Below are 16,122 nucleotides of genomic sequence, written 5' to 3' on the forward strand. Positions count from 1 at the left end.
AAGCTTGACGGGCGGGCACCGGCGGGCCGCCCGCCACCGGTGCCGTCCGCGGACCTGTCAGTCGAGGATGTGCTGGGTGGCGCGGGCGTAGCGGGCGCGGATCTCCGGGATCGCCTCGCCCTCGTACGTCACCGTGTCCCCCGCCCCCCACTCCGGCTTCGTCACCAGCGTCGCCGCCTGGTAGGCGGCCCCGTCCGCGACGTACTCGGCAGGCGGCGGGACGGTGATCGGGACGCCGAAGACGGTCGGGGCGATGCGGCGGACCGCTTCCGAGCGGGCCGCGCCCCCGATCAGCAGCACCCGCTCCGGCTCCAGCCGCAGCGCGTCGAGGGCGTCGGCGAGGCCGCACAGCATGCCCTCGACGGCGGCGCGGGCCAGGTGGGCGGGGGTGGCGGTGGCGAGCGTCAGGCCGTGGACGGAGCCGGTGGCGGTGGGCCGGTTGGGGGTGCGCTCACCCTCCAGGTAGGGCACCAGGGTGAGCCCGCCGGCCCCGGCGGGCGCCTGGAGCGCGAGGTCGCTCAGCTCGGCGAGGCCGACCCCGGCGATGCGGGCGGCGGCGTCGAGGACGCGGGCGGCGTTGAGCGTGCACACCAGCGGCAGGAAGCGGCCGGTCGCGTCGGCGAACCCCGCCACCGCCCCCGAGGCGTCGGCGCTCGGCTGCTCGGCGACCGCGAAGACGGTGCCGGAGGTGCCGAGGGAGACCACGACGTCGCCGGAGCGGGCGCCGACGCCGAGCGCGGCGGCCATGTTGTCGCCGGTGCCGGGGGCGAGCAGGATCGTGCCGCCGGGCGCGCCGGGGTGGGCGCCTTCGTAGGCCCGCTCGGCGGGACCGAGCACCCGGGGGAGCAGCGGCGTCGCGCCGAAGGCGGTCTTGAGCAGGTCGGTGCGGTAGGAGCCGGTGAACGGCGACCAGTAGCCGGTGCCCGAGGCGTCGCCCCGGTCGGTGGTGAGCGTGTCGAGGGGCGCGAGCGGCGCGTCGGCCCAGCCGGCGCGCGAGAACGGCACGCCCGAGGCGAGCGCGCCGGCCAGCCGCCAGGTCAGCCAGTCGTGCGGCAGGCACACGGCGGCGGTGCGGCGGGCGTGCTCGGGCTCGTGCCGGGCCAGCCACCGCAGCTTGGTGACCGTGAACGAGGCGACCGGCACCGAGCCGACCGCGTCGGCCCACGCCTGCGCGCCGCCCAGCTCGGCGATGAGGTCGGCGGCGGCCTGGGCGGAGCGGGTGTCGTTCCACAACAGGGCGTCACGCACGACATTTCCGGACTCGTCCAGGCAGACCATGCCATGCTGCTGCCCGCCCACGCTGACGGCCGTCACGCCGTCGAGCCCGCCGGCGGCCTCCAGGGCCTCCAGCAGCGCCGCCCACCAGTGGGACGGGTGAACCTCCGTGCCCTCCGGATGCCGGGCCCGGCCCTCGCGGACCAGCGCTCCCGTCTCCGCGTCACGAATGACGACCTTGCAACTCTGCGTCGAAGAATCGACCCCAGCGACCAGCGTCACCCACGGACTCCTAACAAGTGCTCCAGCGCAAGCTGGTTCAGACGGGAGAAATGGTATCCGCGCCGTGCCGTTTTGTCCGGGTCGAAGGTGTCGTGAGCGAGATCGGCCAGCGTCTCGCCCCGGTTGAGGGTCGGCAGGCCGAGCTCGTCCACCCGCGCGGCCCGCTGCGCCTCGCGCACCTCCGGGTCGGCGCGGAAGACCCGGGCGCGCTCGCGCAGGACGAGGTAGGTGCGCATGTCGGCGGCGACCGAGACCCGGACGTCGTCGGCGTCGTCGGTGCGCGGCGGCTTGTGGCCGAAGTGGCGGGGGCCGTCGTAGCCGCCGGTCTCCAGCAGGTCGACCAGGAAGAACGCGCTCAGCACGTCGCCGTGGCCGGCCAGGCGGTGCACGGTCTCGACGGGGTCGAGGGGAGCGCGGGTGGCGGCTCCGAAGGGATCACGCGCCTGCCGGCCGACCGTCAACAGACCGAAGGTGAACCGGTCGTCAGGGGCGGGCTCGTACATGTACCCGATGCTCCCCTCGCGATCAGTTGTTCACAAGCCCGAGGGGTCGCGGCCGACGCTGATCTCCTCGGCGATCTTGCGGATCTCCGACACCTCGAGGCCGGGGGCCTTGGGCAGGCCGCGCAACAGCGCCTCCATGACCACGGGCACGGGCTGGCCGGCGAACCGCCCCGCGATGCCGTGGACCGCCCGGAACAGCGCCTCGTCGGTGTCGTGCATCGGCCTCTCCTCGCTCGGGTACGCGCAGCACGCTACGGCCTCCGGCCGACACTTTTCTCGCTACCCGGCAGTGTGTCCCCGCCGGGACCGCCGGGGACCGACAGGACGGCCGCGCAGATCTCCTCAAGAGCCTCGACCTGGTCGGGCTTCAGCACGTCGAAGAGGCTGCGCCGCACCTCCTCCACGTGGCCGGGCGCGGCGGCGGCGAGCGCGGCGTGCCCCTCGGCGGTGAGGACGGCGAGGTTGCCCCGGCCGTCGGCCGGGCACCGCTCGCGGCGCACCCAGCCGCGCTCCTCCAGCCGGGCCACGGCGTGCGACAGGCGGCTCTGCGAGCTGTGCGCCCGGGCGGCCAGCTCGCTCATGCGCAGCGCCCGCCCGGGGGCCTCCGACAGGCGCACGAGGATCTCGTAGTAGGCGTGCGGCATGCCCGCGTCGCGCTGGAGCTGGCGGTCCAGCGACTCCTGGACGAGCCGGGTGGCGGCCAGGAAAACCCGCCAGGTGCGCTGCTCGTCGTCGTCCAGCCATCGGGTCGTTCTCACCCTGCCAATCTAGTTGAACTCTCATATACTTCGGGCTGGACACCTCGGAAAGGGGATCACCATGCCGGTCCAGCGGCTCAACCACGCGGTCCTGTACGTCCGCGACGTCGAGCGCAGCGTCGCCTTCTACCGCGAGGCCCTCGGCTTCGAGGTCGTGATGGGCATGCGCGGCGCCGCCTTCCTCCAGGCGCCCGGCTCCACCAACGACCACGACCTCGGCCTGTTCCAGATCGGCGAGGACGCCGCCCCCTCGGCCGCCGGGCGCACCTCGGTCGGGCTCTACCACCTGGCCTGGGAGGTGGACACGCTGGAGGAGCTGGAACGGGTCGCGGGCAAGCTGGCCGAGCTGGACGCGCTGGTGGGCGCCTCCGACCACGGCACCACCAAGGCGCTGTACGCCAAGGACCCCGACGGGCTGGAGTTCGAGGTGTCGTGGCTGGTGCCGGCCTCGCTGCTGACCGAGGAGATCCTGGAGGCCCGCAAGAGCATCAAGCCGCTCGACCTCGGCGCGGACAAGGAGCGCTACGGCGCCCGCACGCGCGGTGGCGTGGGAGTGTCCATCCCCGCGTGAGAGGCGTGTCCGATCCCGTCTGGGTTACCGTGGTATCGACCCCTTTTTTCCGCGGACGCCGCAGGGAGCGGTCATGCCAAGCGACCCTGATCATGTGCTCGACGCCATCGACGGTGTCGTCGACGAGTGGGAGACGCTGAGCGCCGACGCCATGCGCTGGGCGCCTCCCGAGAACAAGAGCCCCGATCTGATGTCCGAGGTGTCCGAGATCTTCGGGCCGCTCGTCAACGCGTTCTCGCAGGCGCTGCGACCGGTCGGCGACGCGTTCGAACGGGTGCTGCACGCCGCCTTCCTCGACGAGGACGCCGACGCCGACGACGACGCCGACCACGACGGCGACGACGACCACGACGCGGACGCCGGCGAGCAGGCCCGCTGACCGGGCAAGAGCTCAGGCCCGGCGCCGCCGGGCGCGCCGCGGGTAGGCCTTGGCCGTCTCGGCCAGCCGCGCGGAGTGCTCGGCCTGCTTGCGCCAGTGCCCGTAGGCGTCGCCGCGCTGGGCCAGCCGGTCGAGCTCGCTCATCGTCGCGAGCGGGATGAAGGCCGGCTCGGCGTCGCGCCACGGCGTGCCGGGCAGCGGCATGAACGTGTGCGTGTGGATGCGGGCGCCCAGCTCGGCGAGGTCGGCGGCGAGCCGGAGCGAGGCGGCCTGGTCGCTCTCGTCCTCGCCGGGCATGCCGAAGATGAAGTCGACGTTGGGCCGGAAGCCGTGCTCGACCGCGATCCTGACCGCGTCGCGCACCGGCGAGGTGTCGTGGCCGCGCCCGGAGGCGGCCAGCACCCGGTCGGAGCCCGACTGGGCGCCGATGATCAGGTTGTCGTTGGCGACGTACCGCTTGAGCAGGCGCATCGCCTCCGGCGTGACGTGCTCGGGCCGCACCTCCGACGGGAAGCTGCCGAAGAAGACCCGGCCGTGCGGCGGCAGCTCCTCCTTGACCCCGGCCAGCAGCTCCTCCACCGCGCCGAGGTCGGGGTCGGGGCCGGGCGAGCCGTACGAGAGCGAGGTCGGCGTGATGAAGCGGATGTCCTTCAGCCCCCGCTCGGCCATGGCGCGCACGTGCTCGCGCACGCTCGCCACCGACCGGTGCCGGAACTGGCCGCCGAACATGAACGGCGTCTGGCAGAACCGGCAGGTGTAGCGGCAGCCGCGGGTGATCTCGATGGGGCCGTTGCGGCCGACGAAGGACGGGAACGCGTCCAGCGGGAGCTGCGGGGCCGGCCGGGTGCGGAGGGCGACCCCGTCGGCGTCCCTGACGGCCAGGCCGGGCACGGTGGTGAGCGGCGCGTCCTCGCGCAGCGCCCGGACCAGCGCGATGATCGTCGACTCGCCCTCGCCGATGCCGGCGAGGTCCCAGCCCGCGTCGATGACCTGCTGCGGCTCGGCGGTGGCGTGCACGCCGCCCGCGATGTGCAGCCCGCGCCCGCCGCTCAGCTCCTTGACGACGGCCAGCTCGGCGGCCATGGCCTCGGCGTCGGGCGAGTAGAACGACCACAGCGTCAGCACCCGGTCGGCCCCGGTGTCGGCGATGTGCGCGGCGGTCTCCTCCGGGGTGGTGCCGAGCCGCAGCTCGTGCTCGACCTCCGCGGTCTCCAGGGCGGCGAGCAGCGCGTGCACGCCGTACGTCACCGCCTTGCGGTACCGGACCACCACACACACTGCCTGGGCCACGTCCGGCAGCGTAGCAGGCATGTGCAACAGGGCTGTTAGATTGAGCCGCATGACCGGACTGGGGACGCTGCTGCGGCACGTCCACGAGCTGATGGACGGTGCGGTCGCGGAGATCTACGCGGAGCACGGCCTGCCCGGATACCGGCCCCGTTTCTCCCCTTACGTCCGGACGTTGGTGGCGGAGGGGCCGATGGCCATCCGCGACCTCGCGAGCGCGGTCGGCGTGACCCACTCGGCGGCCAGCCAGACGGTGGTGCAGATGCGCCGCTGCGAGCTGGTCACGCTGGAGAAGGGCGCCGACGCCCGGCAGCGGATCGTGCACCTCACCGAGCGGGCGCGGGCCGCGCTGCCGCTGATCGAGGCCGAGTGGGCGGCCACCGAGCGGGCGGTCGGCGAGCTGGACGGCGAGCTGCCGGTGCCGCTGACGGAGGTGCTGCGGGCGACCGTGGCGGCCCTCGAACGCCGCCCCTTCCGGGCCCGGGTCGAGGCCGCGCGGGCCCTGGGTCCGGCGGCCCGCGCCGAGGCGGGCGGGGCGCTAGACTCGCGGGCATGACCCGACGACATTGATGACCGACGGCCGCAGGCCCCGCCAGGGCGCGCGGACCTCCGGGGCGACCAGCTCCCGGAGATCCCCTTCGTCCTGCTGGAAGGCCTCATGTTCGTCGCACGACTGTACGCCTACGCATTCCTGGGCGAGTTCATCCTCATCTACCCGGTCTACACGCTGCTGTTCGCCGACGCCGGGTTGTCCGTCGCCGAGACCTCGTCCCTGTTCGTCATCTGGTCGGTGACGGGCCTGGTGCTCGAGGTGCCGTCCGGGGCCTGGGCCGACGCCGTGTCCAGGCGCCTGCTGCTGTTCCTCGGCCCGCTGCTGGCCGGGGCCGGGTACGCCCTGTGGGTCCTGATCCCGTCCTACTGGGCCTTCGCCGCCGGGTTCGTGTTGTGGGGCGCGCAGGGCGCCCTCGTCTCCGGCGCGTACGAAGCCCTCGCCTACGAGGAGCTGGCCCGCCGGGGCCGCGAGAGCCGCTACGCCGCCGTCATGGGGCGCGCGGAGGCCGCGGGGCTGGTGGCCAACGCCCTGGCCATCGGGCTCGCGGTGCCGGTGTTCGCGGCCGGCGGCTATCCCGTCGTGGGCGCGGCCAGCGTGCTGGCCTGCGTGCTCGGCGCGGTCACGGCCCTGACGCTGCCCGAGCGCCGCGGCGCGCGCGAGGCCGGCGAGGGCGGCTACCTCGCGGTCCTGCGGGCCGGGATCGCCGAGGCCCGCTCCGATCCCGGCGTGCTGCGGGCGCTGCTGCTGGTCGCCTTCGTCACGGCGATCTGGGGCGCGCTGGAGGAGTACGTCCCGTTCCTGGGCGTCGAGACCGGCGTCGCGAGGACCGCGGTGCCGGTGCTGGTGCTCGTCGTCTGGGTCGGGGCCACGGCCGGCGGGCTGCTGGCGGGAGCCGCGCGCCGGATGCCGGGCCGGGGCTACGCCCTGACCGTCGCGGCGGCGGCCGTCGCGCTCGCGGCCGGGGCGCTGTCCGGGCACCCGGCCGGGTTCGTGCTGATCGCCGTGGCGTTCGGGGCGTTCCAGCTGGCCGGGGTGGTGGCCGACGCGCGGCTGCAGGAGCGGATCACCGGCCCGGCCAGGGCCACCGTGACGTCGGTCGCCGGGCTCGGCGTGAACGTCGTCACGCTCGGCGTCTACGCCGCGTACGGGGCGATGTCCGGGGTGGTGTCGAACGGGGTCGCGTTCGCGCTGCTCGCGGCGCCGTACGCGGTGATCGCCGTGCTGGCGGCCCGCCCGGAGCGCGTCACCGCTCAGTAGCGGGACGGGATCCGCTTCGGCAGCGGCGGCGGCGCCGGGGTCTCCTCCTCCGTCACCGGCGGAGGAGGGGGCTCCTCGGCCGCCGGCACCGCCCGGGGCCGGCCGCGCCACCGCGACGGGAAGAGGGAGGCGGCCAGCAGCGCGCACCCGGCGACCGGCGCCCCGAGGTGGACCAGCAGCTGGTAGTTCGCCAGGTACCCGTCGGGCACCAGGCCGGTGTAGTACGCGTCGAGGCCGGCGGTCGCCGCCGCGGCGAGGGCGGTCAGGACGAGGCCGGGCAGCAGCGAGGCGAGCGGCGACAGCCGCGATCCGGCGAGGACGCCGGCGAGCAGCGCCGTCGCGGCGAAGAGGGCGACCGGCGGCCAGTCAAGTGCGGAGCGGAGCTGGGTGTGGCCGAACATGAATCCGGCCGCGAGGAGCGGGGTGGCCAGCAGTCCCGCGCCGGCGCCGAGCATATGACGAACACCATTACGCACAGAGAACACCTCCAGCACCGGGACCTTACCGTCCTACCTCGACGTTCGCCTTTAAGGCGAGAAATGTCCGATTCTGGGCATAGGCCAAAAACCCCTCCATAACACCGAAATAGGGGTCCATTGGTATCTCAACGCCGCCCCTACCAGCCGTTAACTTGACAGCACCCCCACCCGAGGAGTGCACATGTTGAGTAAACGCTGTGCGCTGGCCGGCGGCATCATCCTCGCCGTCAGCCTGGCCACCCCCCTCAGCCCAGCGGCAGCAGCAGAACCCGCGCCTCAATCCGCCTCCCCGTCCGTTCCCCCGGCCGTGATCGACGCCATGGAGCGCGACCTCGGCCTCACCGAGGCGCAGGTCGTCACCCGGCTCGCCAACGAGGAACGCGCCGCGGCCACCGAATCGGCGCTGAGCGGCCAGCTCGGCGGCTCGTACGGCGGCGCCTGGCTGAACGCCGACGCCTCCAGGCTCAACGTCGCCACGACCGACGCCAGTGCCGCCCCCGCCATCGAGGCGCGCGGCGCCCAGCCGGTCGTCGTCCAGCGCTCGCTGGCCGACCTCGACGCGATCATGAAGAAGCTGGACAAGGCCCCGAACCGGGCCAGGGCCGGCGCCTCCCTCTGGTACGTGGACGTGGCCGCCAACACCGTCTCCGTCCAGGCTCCCACCGTCGAGGCCGCGGAGGCGCTGGTCGCCGCCGCGGGCGTGGACCGGAGCCAGGTGAGCGTCGCGGCGACCGCCGAGCGGCCGACGACGTTCATCAACATCATCGGCGGCTCCGCGTACTACATCGGCTCCAGCCGGTGCAGCGTCGGCTTCGCCGTCACCCGGGGCACCACCCAGGGCTTCGTCACCGCCGGCCACTGCGGCCGCGCCGGCTCCCGGACCTCGAACCCGTCCGGCACCTTCCAGGGCTCGTCCTTCCCGGGCAACGACTACGCGTGGGTGGCCGCGGACGCCGGCAACACCGCCACGCCGTACGTGCGCGGCTCCGGCGGCGCGATGGTGACCGTCCGCGGCTCGACGCAGGCGTCCGTGGGCGCCTCCATCTGCCGCTCCGGCTCCACCACCGGCTGGCGCTGCGGCGTCATCCAGCAGCACAACGCCACCGTCCGGTACGCGCAGGGCACGGTCACCGGCCTGACCAGGACCAGCGCGTGCGCCGAGCCGGGCGACTCCGGCGGCTCGTTCATCTCGGGCAGCCAGGCCCAGGGCACCACCTCGGGCGGCTCGGGCAACTGCACGACCGGCGGCACGACGTACCACCAGCCGGTCAATGAGCCCCTGAGCGTGTACGGCCTCACACTCCGCACCGGCTGACCCGCACGCGGGTCCTCACGACGCCGCGCAGCGCGCCCACCAGACCCGGGCACGCTGCGCGGTCTTCTCATGCCCCGGACCCTGACCCCGTCAGGGTCGGCTCAGGGACGGCTCGGGGGCGCCGCCGGATGCCGGGGAGGGGGCGGCGGCGGGAGGGTGGTGACATGACCGCAGCAAAGAAGCTCCTCCCGGCCGTCGCCTGTGGCTCGATCGTGTTCGCGGTGATCGCGGTGGTGGCCGGGCAGTTCGGCCCCGACCCCTACCTCGACCCGATGAACGTGACCGTCAGCGAGTACGCCGTGTCCGACCGCGGGGGCGTCACGGAGGTCGCGATGGCGGTGCTCGGGCTCGGGTCGCTGGCCCTGCTGGCGGGGCTTCGCGCGGCGGGCGCTCCGGTCCGGGGGATGCCGGAGCGCCTGCTGCTGCTCTGGTCGGGAGCGCTGGTGGTGGCGGCGGTCATCCCGACCACCCCGATCGGCCAGGACCTCGACCTGGCCGCGCAGATCCACCGGTACGTGTCCGTCGCGGCCTTCGTGAGCCTGCCGGCCGCCGGGGCGCTGCTGGTGCCCCGCCTGGGCGCGCACGCCGACTGGAAGCCGGTGGCGCGGGCCGTGGAGTGGGTGTCGCTGGCCGGGGGGTTCGGGCTGCTGGCGATCACGTACGTGGCCCTGCCGGGGGAGCGGGTCATGATCGGGCTGGTGGAGCGGCTGCTGCTGGGCGCCGAGGTCGCGTTGCTGGGCGTGCTGGCGTTCTGGCTGGCCCGGCTGGCGTGGGGACGGCGGCCCGCGCTGGCGTCCCGGATGGCCGGCGGGCTGCCCGGCCGGGTGCGCGGCGACCTCACCACGGCGGCCTGAGCCCGGGGCGGGCAGGAGCGGGGAGCGGGGGCGGAAGTACGGTTCCGGACGGCCGAAAGGCCGGGACACCAGTGCTCCGAAGCCGCAGATTTCCCGACATATCACAGAATTATCGCTAGTCGATCTTAAAACCATGCGTTTCGGTGCTATTCTCTCCCGCGATCTTCTATCCGGGAGCAGGTGTCATGGCATCGGGCAGATCCATCCGATTCAAGATCTCGACGCTGCTCGTCATCCCCTTGATCTCCCTGGTCGCGCTCTGGGGCTTCGCCGCGAGCACCACCTCGGGAGAGGCGCTAAACCTGCTCAAGGTCGAGACGATCTGGACCGGCGTCATCAACAACGCCGACGGACTGGTGGGCAACCTGCAGACCGAGCGCCTGGCCTCCGCCGAGCGCATCGGGAACAACGTCACGGACCCCGGCGCCCTCGCCGAGGCCCGCGCCAAGGTGGACGCGAGCAGGAAGCGCCTCACACAGACCGCCTCGGCCGAGGACGTGCAGGCGGCGCTCACGCCGGACATGAAGAACCAGCTCCAGACCGTCTTCGCGGCCATCGACCGCATCCCGGACATCCGCCGCAAGGTGGACGAGCGGCGGCTCACCCCCGGCTCGCTCGTCACCGAGTTCGCCCGGATCTCCGACGAGGTCCACCTCCTCTACTCGCGGCTCAACATGAGCACCGACGTGGAGCTGTCGCTCCAGGCCCAGGGCGTGATCAGCGCCGACGAGGTGCGCGAGCTGCTGAGCCGCGAGCACGCCCTGATCATCGCCTCCGACGGCCGGGCCACCATGCACGACCTGCACATGCTGGCCGGCATCGACGGGTCCCGCACGTACCTGTTCCCGAAGGCCCTCGCCAACCTCGACACCGAGCTTCGCGCCCCCTTCGAGAAGATCTACTACTCCCCCAGGTACGTCACGATGGAGAACCTGGTCGAGAGCTACGTCTCCGGCCAGCCCCTCGACATCCAGCTCTGGCGGGGCGTCGCCGACCAGGTGCAGAAGGAGTACCAGGAGGCCATCTGGCGCACCGGCGACAAGCTGCTGGCCCGCATGGAGCCGGCCGGCGTCGCCATCGTCGTGCGGGCCGCCGTCGCGGGCGCGCTCGGCCTGGTCGCGGTCATCTTCTCGATCTTCATCTCGGTGCGGTTCGGCCGCCGCATCACCCGCGAGCTGGCGACGCTCCGCCGCACCGCGCTGGACCTGGCCGAGATCCGGCTGCCCGACGTCGTCGCCAAGCTGCGCAAGGGCGAGCAGGTGGACATCGCGGCCGAGGCCCCGCCCATCAGGGTGGGCAAGAACGCCACCAGCGAGATCGGCGACCTCGCCGCCGCCTTCGACAGCGTGCAGAGCACGGCCGTGGACGCGGCCGTCGAGCAGGCCAGGCTGCGCGAGGGCCTGTCCGAGGCGCTGCGCAACCTGGCCCGCCGCAGCCAGTCGCTGCTCCAGCGCCAGCTCCGCCTCCTCGACGAGATGCAGCGCCAGACGGAGGAGCCCGAGGCGCTGGAGCGGCTGTTCAAGCTCGACCACCTGACCACCCGCATGCGCCGCCACGCCGAGGGCCTGGTGCTGCTGTCGGGCGGCTCGGCCGGGCGCAGGTGGCGCGGCGTCATCCCGATGGAGGACGTGCTCAGCGGCGCGGCCGCCCAGGTCGAGGAGTACACCAGGGTCCGGGTCTACCCGATGCCCGAGGCCGGCGTCTCCGGGGCCGCGGTCGCCGACCTCATGCACCTGTTCGCCGAGCTCATCGAGAACGCCGCCGCCTTCTCCTCGCCCAGCAACGAGGTCTCGGTCCGGGGCGAGATGGTGGGCAGGGGCTTCGCCGTCGAGATCGAGGACCGCGGGCTCGGCATGGACGAGACCACCCGGCAGGCCATCAACTGCCGTCTGGCCCGCCCGCCGGAGTTCGACGCCGCCCAGACCGAGCGGCTGGGGTTCGCCGTGGTCGGCATGCTCGCCGCCAGGCACGGCGTCAAGGTGACGCTCAAGCCCTCGCCGTACGGCGGCACGACCGTCATCGTGCTCGTGCCGGGCTCGCTGGTGGAGCCGCTGGTGTCGCCGGCGCAGGCGCTGGGGTTCGAGCCGGTGCCGGTCTCGGTCGTCCGGCAGGAGAGCCCGGGGCCGGAGAGCGTCAGGAACGGCCACCTGCCGCGGCGCGTGCACACCAGCAGGCGCACCGGCACGCCGGCCCTCCCGCAGCCCGCGCAGCCCATGGACGACGAGCTCGGCCCGCCGCCGGCCCCCGCCGAGCCCCCGGCGCTCTTCCAGCCCCGCCACGAGGCCCCGGCGCCGGGCCCAGCGCCGGGCGGCCCCACGCTCAACTCCACGTCGGGCCCGGCCAAGGGCCCGACGACGCGCCGCGGCGCGACCGCGCGGGCGGGCCGCGCCGCCCCGCCGAGCACCAGGACCAGGCCCGGGCCGACCGGCCGGCCGGTCCCACTCCGATCGAGCGGCCGACGGGCCTGACCCCGCCCGAGCGCCCGCCGACCAGCCTGCCCCGCCGCCAGCGCCAGAACGGCCTGCCGCCGCGGTTGCGGGAGGCGCCGCCGCCCGAGCCCGCGCGTGAGACGCCGCCCGCCGGGGAACGTTCGCCGGAGGAGGCCCGGGCGCTGCTCACCTCGCTCCAGTCCGGTTGGCAGCGCGGGCGCCAGGAGAGCGGGCAGGACAGCGACCAGGACGGGGGATCTCAGCCGTGAGCCGCGAGCACGAGTGGGTCGATGAGGAGGCCGGGCCGGTCGTGCGGCCCTACGCGGTCGCGCGCGGCCGCACCAGGCCCGCGTCCTCCGCGCTGGACCTGCTGGCGAACGTCGTCTCCACGGGGCTGCCCGCCCCGGCCCACGCCGAGCTGAGCGCCCAGCACCGGCGGGTGCTCGGCTGCCTGTCCGGCGGGTCCAGGCCGGTGGTCGAGCTGGCCTCGGAGGTGGGCCTGCCGGTCGGCGTGCTGCGGGTGCTGCTCGGCGACCTGCTGGAGTACGGCCTGGTCTCGGTGCGCCCGCAGCGCGACCGGGCGTCCTCGCCCACGGAGAGCCTGCTGCGTGAGGTGATCAACGGCCTGAGGGCGCTGTAGGCGGCCCTCAGGGAGTCCGTCAGCCCGTGCCCGGGGCTAGTTCGCCGAGGTGAGCGTCCGCAGCGAGTGCTCGACCAGGGTGATCATCACTTCCTTGGCCGAGGCGCGGCGGCGCACGTCGCACAACATCACCGGGACGTCGTCGTCGAGGTCGAGCGCGATGCGCACGTCGTCGACGGTGTGCCGCTCGGCGCCGTCGAAGCAGTTGACGGCCACCACGAACGGCGTGCCGCGCTGCTCGAAGTAGTCGACCGACGGGAAGCAGTCGGTCAGCCGCCGGGTGTCGGCGATCACCACGGCGCCCAGCGCGCCGTAGGACAGCTCGTCCCACATGAACCAGAACCGCTCCTGCCCGGGCGTGCCGAACAGGTACACCACGAGCCCTTCGCGGATGGTGATGCGGCCGAAGTCCATCGCCACGGTCGTGGTGGTCTTGGCCTCGACGCCGTCGAGGTCGTCCACGCCGACGCCGCGGTCGGAGAGCACCTCCTCCGTGCGCAGCGGTTTGATCTCGCTGATCGACCCGACCAGGGTGGTCTTGCCGACGCCGAAACCGCCGGCGATGAGGATCTTCAGCGCGACGGGATCCTCAGAGAGCACGGAGTCCATTGATCACTTCCTTGAGAATGCGCTCATTCGTCCGCGTCCCTCCGGCGGAGGGCGAGGAGACGGTGATGAGGCCGTGGTCACGCATGTCGCCCAGGAGCACCCGGACGACGCCGACGGGCAGGTCGAGCTCGACGGCCAGGTCGGCCACCGAGATCGGGGTCCGGGCAGCCCGCAGGATCAGTCGCTGCTCGGGACCGAGCTCGCCGGCCGGCGCCTCGCCGACGGCGCGCACGGTCGCGACGAGGTCGAACACGTCACCGGTGGGACGCGTGCGACCACGGATGAGAGCATAGGGCCGGACGACCGGTCCGGCCTCCTCATCGAACCACTGCGGGCCGTCGCTCATGACGCTCCAGCGCGCGGGTTGGTGGTGATGTGCTGGCCCACCCGCTTGACCAGCATCGCCATCTCGTAGGCGATGTGCCCGACGTCCACGTTGGCCTCGGCGATCACGGCCAGGCAGGTGCCCTGCCCCGCCGCGGTCACGAACAGGAAAGCCGACTCCATCTCCACGATGGTCTGGCGCACGTCGCCGCCGCCGAAATGGCGCCCGGTGCCGCGGGCCAGGCTCTGGAAGCCGGCGGCCACGGCCGACAGGTGCTCGGCGTCCTCCCGGGTCAGCCCCTTGGAGTGGCCGACCGCCAGCCCGTCGGTCGACAGGATGACCGCCTGGCGCACCGCCGCCACCCGCGACGTCAGGTCGTCCAGCAGCCAGTTCAGCTCACCGATGTTGCTGGTCGGCAGACTCATGCATCCCCCTTGCTCATGGGCCCCTCCTCAGAGGCTTCTTCTCGGGCGCGCTGGGTCCCCCGCTGGAAGGCCGAGAACAGGTCGCGGACCTCGTCGGGGGAGCGCTCGGCCGGCTTGTCCTCCCCGGGCGGCCGGGGCGGCCCTGAGGACGTCTCCGCCGGCCTGGGTGAGACGGCGGCCTGGCGCACGCGCCTGGGCAGCCCCTTGTGGGTGCCCGAGGTCACGACCGCGAGCGCCTTCTTCCGCGTCCGGCTGGGCAGCGAGGCCATCTCCTCGCCGCCGTGGCCGGCCGTCAGCGCGGTCTGCTCGGTGACCAGGGAGCGCGGCACCAGGACGATCGCGATCGTGCCGCCGAACGGCGAGCGGCGCAGCATGACCTTGACGCCGTGCCGCTCGGCCAGCCGGGCCACCACGAACAGCCCGAGCCGGTCGCTGTCGGCCAGGTCGAACTCGGGCGGGTTGGCCAGCACGCGGTTGGTGGCGGCGTACTCGGCGGCGGACAGGCCGAGGCCCCTGTCCTCGATCTCGATGGCGTAGCCGTTGCTGACCTGGTCGCCGCGCACCTGCACGGCGGTGTCCGGCGGGGAGTAGATGGTGGCGTTCTCGACCAGCTCGGCGACCAGGTGGGTGAGGTCGGCGGCGGCGGTGCCCTCGACCGCGCTGACCGGCATCGCCTGCACCTCGACCCGCGTGTAGTCCTCGACCTCGGCGACCGCGGCCCGGACGATGTCGATCACCGGCACCGGCTTGCGCCAGGCGCGGCCGGGCGCGGAGCCGGACAGCACGATCAGGCTCTCGGCGTGCCGGCGCATGCGGGTGGTCAGGTGGTCCAGGCGGAAGAGCTCCTCCAGCCGGTCGGGGTCGTGGGTGCGCCGCTGCATGCCGTCCAGCAGCGCGAGCTGGCGGTGCAGCAGCCCCTGCTTGCGCCGGGCGAGGTTGAGGAAGACCTGGCCGACGCCGCGGCGCAGCGCGGCCTGGCCGACCGCCGCGGTGACCGCGGTGCGCTGCACGGAGTGGAAGGCCCTGGCCACGTCGGTGATCTCCGCAGAACCGCTCACCTTGATCGCCTTGGCCTCCTTCCGCACGTCGACGTCCTCGCCCTTGCGCAGCCGCGCGACGAGGTCGGGCAGCCGCCGATCCGACAGCTCGACCGCGGCCGCGCGCAGCCCGCCGAGCTCCCCTGCCAGGCGACGACCGAAGCGTACCGAGATGATGATCGAGGCGAGCACCGCGATCAAGCCGAGGCCGCCCGCGACCGCGATCTGCGCGACGGTGGCGGTGGCGGCGTCGGAGGTGCGCGCGGCGAGCGCCTCGGTGGCGGCCCGGCCGTCCTTGTCGAGCCGGCCGGTGAGCTTGTCGAGGGTCTCGTGCCAGGCGGCGCCGTCGGCGGGCGGCGTGCCGGTCTGGGCGATCCGCGCCTCCATGGCGGTGAAGGTCTGGAAGGGCTCGGAGGCGAAGATCTGCTCGTACGGCCGCCGCAGCGACACGTCGAGGCCGGCCATGCCGCGCGCGTGCAGGAAGCGGCGGGAGGCGGCGTACTCGGTGAAGGCCGTGACCTCGGGCGGGGTGAGCCGGTGGTCGGCGAGGGCGGCGAGGACGAGGGCGTGCTCCCTCGCGATCTGCTCCCTGGCCGCGCCCATCGCCTGCAGCGAGCCGGCCTGCTGGAGTATGGCCAGGTCGGAGACGGAGACGAGGTGGTCGTAGAGGGTGAACAGCGCGTCGAGGATGCGGTTGTAGGCGGTCAGGCCGGTCAGGCGGGAGCTGATGCCGTTGTCGATGTCCGCCCGGACGGGGCCGAGCCGGTCGAGCGCGGCGGTGAGCGCGGCGAGCGGGGCGTGGAGGCCGTCGGCGGCGTCCCCGGCCTCGGCGACCGCCCGGCGGAAGTCCTCGACGGCGCCGTCGGTGCGGGCGCGCTGGGCGCCGAGCACGCCGGTGGGCTCACGCGTCGTGATCGCCTCGGCGGAGCGTTCGCGCTCGGCCTGGAGCTGGGTCCCCAGGTCGGTGGAGGTGACGCCGATGGTCCGGTACAGCGTGTTCGCCCGGAGCAGTGACTGGGCGTCGCCCATGGTGAGGTTGAGGACGAAACCCCAGAGCGCGCTCAGAGACAGGAGGGGTAGCAGCAGCAATAAGAAGATCTTGAACCGAATTGACCGGTTTCGCGAGCCCATGTCCCAACCTCGAGTCGGGGGCATTTCCACACCTTGTGTAAATACACCTCCGGAAGATCGCACAGGAGACTAG

Annotated in this window: 18 protein-coding genes; 8 read left to right on the forward strand and 10 right to left on the reverse strand. The window is 73.5% G+C overall.

Annotation, left to right across the window (positions count from 1 at the left end; all coding sequences use genetic code 11):
* Positions 1–57 precede the first annotated feature (57 nt).
* Genes MF672_RS11745 through MF672_RS11760 form a run of 4 tightly spaced genes read right to left on the reverse strand, consistent with a single transcriptional unit; the run spans position 58 to position 2,758 of the window.
* Positions 58–1,497 carry a xylulokinase gene (locus tag MF672_RS11745; RefSeq protein WP_242374050.1) on the reverse strand — a complete coding sequence of 480 codons (1,440 nt, stop codon included), beginning with the start codon at positions 1,495–1,497 and terminating at the stop codon, positions 58–60.
* The gene (locus MF672_RS11750; protein ID WP_308210480.1) at positions 1,494–2,000 is read right to left on the reverse strand and encodes a hypothetical protein; all 507 of its coding nucleotides are present in this window, start codon (positions 1,998–2,000) and stop codon (positions 1,494–1,496) included. Before MF672_RS11750 ends, MF672_RS11745 begins: the two co-directional genes overlap by 4 nt.
* A 30-nt stretch (positions 2,001–2,030) precedes the next feature.
* Positions 2,031–2,219, reverse strand: coding sequence for a hypothetical protein (locus tag MF672_RS11755; protein WP_242374049.1), 189 nt, complete (start codon positions 2,217–2,219; stop codon positions 2,031–2,033).
* A gap of 32 nt (positions 2,220–2,251) precedes the next feature.
* Positions 2,252–2,758 carry a MarR family winged helix-turn-helix transcriptional regulator gene (locus MF672_RS11760; protein ID WP_242374048.1) on the reverse strand — a complete coding sequence of 169 codons (507 nt, stop codon included), beginning with the start codon at positions 2,756–2,758 and terminating at the stop codon, positions 2,252–2,254.
* A 61-nt stretch (positions 2,759–2,819) separates the two neighbouring features.
* On the opposite strand from MF672_RS11760, the gene MF672_RS11765 reads away from it, so the two are divergent.
* Together MF672_RS11765 and MF672_RS11770 are read left to right on the forward strand one after the other, a co-directional pair.
* Positions 2,820–3,329, forward strand: coding sequence for a VOC family protein (locus MF672_RS11765; RefSeq protein ID WP_242374047.1), 510 nt, complete (start codon positions 2,820–2,822; stop codon positions 3,327–3,329).
* A gap of 73 nt (positions 3,330–3,402) precedes the next feature.
* Positions 3,403–3,708 (forward strand): hypothetical protein, encoded by a 306-nt coding sequence (locus MF672_RS11770; RefSeq protein ID WP_242374046.1) that lies wholly within the window; start codon positions 3,403–3,405, stop codon positions 3,706–3,708.
* 12 nt (positions 3,709–3,720) lie between these two features.
* Here the strand turns inward: MF672_RS11770 and MF672_RS11775 are convergent, their stop codons facing one another.
* Positions 3,721–4,998, reverse strand: a complete 1,278-nt coding sequence (locus MF672_RS11775) for a TIGR04013 family B12-binding domain/radical SAM domain-containing protein (protein ID WP_242374045.1) — start codon at positions 4,996–4,998, stop codon at positions 3,721–3,723.
* Between the two features lie 49 nt (positions 4,999–5,047).
* Here MF672_RS11775 and MF672_RS11780 point away from each other — a divergent pair, with 49 nt between their 5' ends.
* Positions 5,048–5,551, forward strand: a complete 504-nt coding sequence (locus MF672_RS11780) for a MarR family winged helix-turn-helix transcriptional regulator (RefSeq protein ID WP_242374044.1) — start codon at positions 5,048–5,050, stop codon at positions 5,549–5,551.
* 102 nt (positions 5,552–5,653) lie between these two features.
* The gene (locus MF672_RS11785) at positions 5,654–6,805 is read left to right on the forward strand and encodes an MFS transporter (RefSeq protein WP_242374043.1); all 1,152 of its coding nucleotides are present in this window, start codon (positions 5,654–5,656) and stop codon (positions 6,803–6,805) included.
* Here the strand turns inward: MF672_RS11785 and MF672_RS11790 are convergent.
* Positions 6,799–7,260: a hypothetical protein gene (locus MF672_RS11790; protein ID WP_242374042.1), complete on the reverse strand. Its 462-nt coding sequence runs from the start codon at positions 7,258–7,260 to the stop codon at positions 6,799–6,801. The genes MF672_RS11785 and MF672_RS11790 overlap by 7 nt on opposite strands.
* A 205-nt stretch (positions 7,261–7,465) precedes the next feature.
* On the opposite strand from MF672_RS11790, the gene MF672_RS11795 reads away from it, so the two are divergent.
* From MF672_RS11795 to MF672_RS11810, 4 genes are all read left to right on the forward strand, one after another.
* Positions 7,466–8,599 carry a S1 family peptidase gene (locus MF672_RS11795; RefSeq protein ID WP_242374041.1) on the forward strand — a complete coding sequence of 378 codons (1,134 nt, stop codon included), beginning with the start codon at positions 7,466–7,468 and terminating at the stop codon, positions 8,597–8,599.
* Between the two features lie 164 nt (positions 8,600–8,763).
* Positions 8,764–9,453 carry a DUF998 domain-containing protein gene (locus MF672_RS11800; protein ID WP_242374040.1) on the forward strand — a complete coding sequence of 230 codons (690 nt, stop codon included), beginning with the start codon at positions 8,764–8,766 and terminating at the stop codon, positions 9,451–9,453.
* A gap of 185 nt (positions 9,454–9,638) precedes the next feature.
* On the forward strand, positions 9,639–11,921 hold the full coding sequence (locus MF672_RS11805) for a sensor histidine kinase (RefSeq protein ID WP_247815226.1): 2,283 nt from the start codon (positions 9,639–9,641) through the stop codon (positions 11,919–11,921).
* Positions 11,922–12,147: 226 nt separating this feature from the next.
* Positions 12,148–12,522, forward strand: a complete 375-nt coding sequence (locus MF672_RS11810; RefSeq protein WP_242380009.1) for a DUF742 domain-containing protein — start codon at positions 12,148–12,150, stop codon at positions 12,520–12,522.
* A gap of 36 nt (positions 12,523–12,558) precedes the next feature.
* Here MF672_RS11810 and MF672_RS11815 read toward each other — a convergent pair whose 3' ends face one another.
* From MF672_RS11815 to MF672_RS11830, 4 genes are read right to left on the reverse strand one after another with little or no spacing between them, the layout of a single operon-like run.
* The gene (locus MF672_RS11815; RefSeq protein ID WP_242380012.1) at positions 12,559–13,131 is read right to left on the reverse strand and encodes a GTP-binding protein; all 573 of its coding nucleotides are present in this window, start codon (positions 13,129–13,131) and stop codon (positions 12,559–12,561) included.
* Positions 13,112–13,477: a DUF742 domain-containing protein gene (locus MF672_RS11820; protein WP_242380014.1), complete on the reverse strand. Its 366-nt coding sequence runs from the start codon at positions 13,475–13,477 to the stop codon at positions 13,112–13,114. The genes MF672_RS11815 and MF672_RS11820 overlap by 20 nt, the downstream gene beginning before the upstream one ends.
* Positions 13,474–13,881: a roadblock/LC7 domain-containing protein gene (locus tag MF672_RS11825; protein WP_242380016.1), complete on the reverse strand. Its 408-nt coding sequence runs from the start codon at positions 13,879–13,881 to the stop codon at positions 13,474–13,476. The genes MF672_RS11820 and MF672_RS11825 overlap by 4 nt, the downstream gene beginning before the upstream one ends.
* On the reverse strand, positions 13,878–16,007 hold the full coding sequence (locus MF672_RS11830; protein WP_242380018.1) for a sensor histidine kinase: 2,130 nt from the start codon (positions 16,005–16,007) through the stop codon (positions 13,878–13,880). Before MF672_RS11830 ends, MF672_RS11825 begins: the two co-directional genes overlap by 4 nt.
* Positions 16,008–16,122: the final 115 nt, after the last annotated feature.

It is taken from the genome of Actinomadura luzonensis, from assembly GCF_022664455.2.
Taxonomy (GTDB): domain Bacteria; phylum Actinomycetota; class Actinomycetes; order Streptosporangiales; family Streptosporangiaceae; genus Nonomuraea; species Nonomuraea luzonensis.